Below are 4,114 nucleotides of genomic sequence, written 5' to 3'. Positions count from 1 at the left end.
AGTTGCCGGGCTGGTGACGTCTTTTGTGGTCGAGTGGTTGAGAGCAAAGAAAAAGCCCACTAGCACCCCTGCTAGTGAGCAACCCACATCCCTATCACAAACAAAGCGCAAACTTTAATCATGAAAGGAACTATTTACATGTTACAAGAAAATCAATCACAAAATCAAGAGAAATCAATTTCATTTGAAAATTTAAAATCGGGGCTAACAAGCATGATCAAGAGTAACGATCTTAAACCTGAAACAGCTCACCTTTTAGAAAAAGTGTACGGTAAAAAATTATCCAAAACAGATCCCGACTTATATTCTGATCTCAGTAGTTTAGCTAGTACCTATGTAATCATGGAAGTTACAAAGATTAGGATCAAACAGGAACTTATCACACTTAATGAGATCCAAGTGCTTTTAAAAAACTTTGGTCCAACTATTAAACTTTTTGAACCTGATCTATATGGACGCTTACAAGAGTTAAAGGAGGAACGCAAATGATTGCTAAAAACACCGCCTCAGAGCTTGCTAAACATGGTTTTAAGGTGTTTCCACTAGTTCCAAACACTAAGCGTCCTATCAAAGATCAGAGCTATTTAACAGCGTCTAACGATCCGCAGACAGTGGCGAAGTGGTTCGATGATCTGCCACAAGCTAACTTAGGCTTAGAGCTTGCAAGTAAAAGCTTGGTAGTGGTAGACATCGACAATCACAATAGCGATGGCATTAGGGATACTATGCAAAAAATGGCAGATCAGGGATGCACGTTGCCAACTAACACGTATATCGAGCAAACGCCAAGCGGTGGTCTGCACTTTTTTTACACTGGCACAGCTAAAAAGAAACGAGTTACCAATTTCATCCCTAACGTTGATCTATTGGCAGATTTTACAGTCATAGCGCCTAGCGTGATCAATGGTGATGCTTATAGGAGTATCAACGAGCGATACAATTACAACACCATTATAGAAGCCCCCAAATGGCTTTTAGAGGCGTTGGACGATAAACCAGCACAACAATACTCAAATAGCTTTAACCGTCCTATAAATGGCAAAAAATGGACAGGCAAGCGGTTAGATGAAATAGTCGCAGGCGTTGACAGTGGCGGACGTAATACGTGGCTAACTAAGCAAGTCGGTTGGCTGATAAGCACAGGCGCAGAGCTAGAGACAGTATACACGATCGCACAACAGATCAACCGTGACTATATCAGCCCACCGCTACCAGATAGCGAAGTCAACACGATCTTTAAAAGCGTAGTGAGAAAGGAAGCATCAAAATATGAACAACGTAGCAGATAAAGCGATGATGATCGAATTCATGGACCAATTTAAAGACAAATTGAACCAAGCTAATAACTTGGATCCTTGGTTATACGAGAATAACCGAGGCACTATAAAAATTGATCCCGTCAAGCTTGGTCAAACGATCCTAGAACGTGGAAACTATCTACAGATCAAGAAAAACAACGACTTGACTTTATACCGCTATAACGATTGCTTAGGCTTATGGCAAGTTGTGACAGCTAACGAGATCCGAAAGGAAGTAAGCACCTTGGTACGTGACCATTGGAGCAATAAAGAAGTATCGGACGCTACTAAATACATCATGGATCTAGCTGACATCAAAGACGCTAGCGAAACGATCGACAACGTAGACCCGTACGCAGTTCATTTTAAAAATGGTGTCTATGACATCAGAACGGGCGAAATGAGACCAAACAGCCCGGACAATTATTTATTTTATGGTCGTGATTATGAAATCGACACCAGCGACGCCCCTACTCCCTTAACTGATAAGTGGTTAGATGAAAGCGTAAAAGACGCCAAAACGTTCTTAATGGAATTCATTGGCTTTTGTTTTTATCGATCATACGAACACTTACAGAAGTTTGCTATCTTGCTATCGGAAGGCGGAGACGGTAAGAGCACTTTTTTCAATTGGCTAAGAGAGATGATCGGACCAGCTAACACAAGTACAGTCCGCCTAAATGATCTAACGAACCCTGAAAGACGGTTCACATTAGCGAGACTTTACGCCAAACTACTCAACTATTACGCAGATATTGGCAATAGTTTAATTATAGATCCATCCCTAATCAAAGGTATAACAGGGGATGACGCCATCGACGTTGAGAACAAAGGCGAACAAGCCCAAACTATTAAGCCGTTTGCTAAACAGATCTTTGGGGCTAATAGACTACCAAGTTTTAAAGACACATCGGCGGGCTTTGGTCGTCGTCCTTGTATCGTGCCTTTTTATTCGATCCCAGATTTTAGACAACGCTTTGACAAAAAAGCATTATACGCCGAACAACCCGCATTCGTTTATAAATGCTTACAGGCTTTTAGAGAAGTGCTACAACGTGGCTATTTTTCTGAAACTGAAGAAATGGAACGCTTGCGCTTGGAATGGATCGGAGAAAATGACATCGTGCAAGATTTTATAGACGAGTATTGCGAATTAGGAAAAGATTACGCAGTCAAGAAAGTATACTTGTATGACACTTACAAGAACTACTGCTACAACAACGGGTACAAGCCACTAAGTAGTCAAAAACTCAAGAAAGAGCTTAGACGTTTTAGCGTATTCGATACCACGAAACGCATCAACGGAGAACCCGCCAAAGCCTACATTGGCATCAAATTACGATCTATAACAAGTGGTGAGCTAGCTATCATGCAACTAAAATAGCCGAGTGTAACCAAATCACCCCAAATGTAACCAGTGAGTAACCGCAATGTTAATATTTTAAAATTTTTTAGCTTTTGACACTTATGTTATGTAACTAATGTAACTACTTTATATATATATACGTATATAAATAAAATAAATAATAAATAAATATATAAAGAGAGAGTGAGCGGGGCAAAATTTTTGTTATTTTGTTTACACGCTTAGAGTGCCAAGGGATACAGAAGTTTTTGGGGCAGTTACGTTGAGTTACAGCAGGTTACACAATACCCACATCACTGATCACAGAAAGGAAGCCAAAAACAAAATGAATATCACAGATGCAATCACGATGAACGAAAGCCCACAAGTAAGATTATCCTATATCCTAGACGACATCGAGACACTAGACCGTTATGCTGATAGAGTCGTCAAGGCTAAAGCTAAGGTCAAACAGTTATTCGATGCACTGGACCAACTACCAATAAGCGAGAAGCCCGCAAGTATTGAGGGTATTTATAACTTGTATGATTTTAGAATGGAGTTGCTGACGCTTGGCGTTCCAATTCATGAAGTCTACAAGTTTGATATCAAGCCAGAACCAGAGTTAAACGTTACGATCGTAGCAACTCATAAAGTTATGGAGATGATCTATAAGCATGATGGGCAAGCTCATAGGCTAAATACTATGCTAGAAACCTACAGAGCTCTTAGAAATGATCTAATCAAGGATCTTGCGTGCTTTATCGACGATCTAAAGAAACTCACTCCTAACGATCTCAAACGCCACCACCTAAACAATCAACAATTTTTAGACATCAAGAATATCAGTGAGCAACTAGCGAAAGATTTTAAATAGACATCCCAGAAAGGAAGTTCAAACATGAATGTAATACCCACAAACTTAAACGATCTCAAGGAAGACATCAGACACGCAAGCCCATCACGTTTACGATCGTATCAGATCCAACTAGAAGCCTATACCGCATTTATTTCAGTATATGACGGCGTGAAAGGATCGACGGAAGATAAGATCAACGCTGCTAATAAGATCATCAACAATCTATTTTTACTTGAGATGGACCAACTAGGCTACTACTTTGATCGTGAGTGTGCAGAAACAGCCAAGACAGGGCTAGAGTTTGCCTTGAATGAAAAATATAACGGTAAATTCGCTAAGAAAGTAAAACTACTACCGTCCATCATGCTAGTAAGTCGCCACGGTTTTAGATCGATCATGAACCAACGCTTAGAAATGTTAGCATACGGTCAAAACGTTGATCCGTATACGATCTATTACATGAACCGCTTGAGTGGAGACATCACACTTAAAGGCTATCCAAGTTTTAAAGCATTGCGTAATATGCTTAAGATCGAATGCTTGGCGGTGATCGAATACATCAAATCAGTAATAGCACCAATCAAATAGAACGCAAGGGATGCACTGGCTAAA

Annotated in this window: 5 protein-coding genes; all 5 read left to right on the top strand. The window is 40.2% G+C overall.

What is annotated here, in order from left to right:
- The first annotated feature begins 138 nt into the window (after positions 1–138).
- The 5 genes from LMU01S_RS09590 (at position 139) to LMU01S_RS09570 (ending at position 4,090) form a co-directional block, all read left to right on the top strand.
- Complete coding sequence (locus LMU01S_RS09590; RefSeq protein WP_056959834.1) at positions 139–489, top strand: hypothetical protein; 351 nt, start codon at positions 139–141, stop codon at positions 487–489.
- Entirely contained in the window at positions 486–1,289 is an 804-nt protein-coding gene (locus LMU01S_RS09585; RefSeq protein ID WP_056959836.1) for a bifunctional DNA primase/polymerase, read from the top strand. Before LMU01S_RS09590 ends, LMU01S_RS09585 begins: the two co-directional genes overlap by 4 nt.
- Positions 1,270–2,682 carry a DNA primase family protein gene (locus LMU01S_RS09580; RefSeq protein ID WP_056959838.1) on the top strand — a complete coding sequence of 471 codons (1,413 nt, stop codon included), beginning with the start codon at positions 1,270–1,272 and terminating at the stop codon, positions 2,680–2,682. Before LMU01S_RS09585 ends, LMU01S_RS09580 begins: the two co-directional genes overlap by 20 nt.
- 307 nt (positions 2,683–2,989) lie before the next feature.
- Positions 2,990–3,520: a hypothetical protein gene (locus LMU01S_RS09575; RefSeq protein ID WP_056959840.1), complete on the top strand. Its 531-nt coding sequence runs from the start codon at positions 2,990–2,992 to the stop codon at positions 3,518–3,520.
- 24 nt (positions 3,521–3,544) lie between these two features.
- Complete coding sequence (locus LMU01S_RS09570; RefSeq protein WP_056959842.1) at positions 3,545–4,090, top strand: hypothetical protein; 546 nt, start codon at positions 3,545–3,547, stop codon at positions 4,088–4,090.
- The last annotated feature ends 24 nt before the right edge of the window (positions 4,091–4,114 follow it).

Source organism: Ligilactobacillus murinus DSM 20452 = NBRC 14221, assembly GCF_001591685.1.
GTDB lineage: Bacteria > Bacillota > Bacilli > Lactobacillales > Lactobacillaceae > Ligilactobacillus > Ligilactobacillus murinus.
The sequence above is the reverse complement of the archived record's forward strand: the minus strand, read 5'-3'. Positions and strand labels throughout refer to the sequence as shown.

What these genes read in the sequence shown, in the direction of transcription:
- LMU01S_RS09590 (WP_056959834.1), top strand. Translation starts at nt 139, where the DNA reads ATGTTACAAGAAAATCAATCACAAAATCAAGAGAAATCAATTTCATTT.
- LMU01S_RS09585 (WP_056959836.1), top strand. Translation starts at nt 486, where the DNA reads ATGATTGCTAAAAACACCGCCTCAGAGCTTGCTAAACATGGTTTTAAG.
- LMU01S_RS09580 (WP_056959838.1), top strand. Translation starts at nt 1,270, where the DNA reads ATGAACAACGTAGCAGATAAAGCGATGATGATCGAATTCATGGACCAA.
- LMU01S_RS09575 (WP_056959840.1), top strand. Translation starts at nt 2,990, where the DNA reads ATGAATATCACAGATGCAATCACGATGAACGAAAGCCCACAAGTAAGA.
- LMU01S_RS09570 (WP_056959842.1), top strand. Translation starts at nt 3,545, where the DNA reads ATGAATGTAATACCCACAAACTTAAACGATCTCAAGGAAGACATCAGA.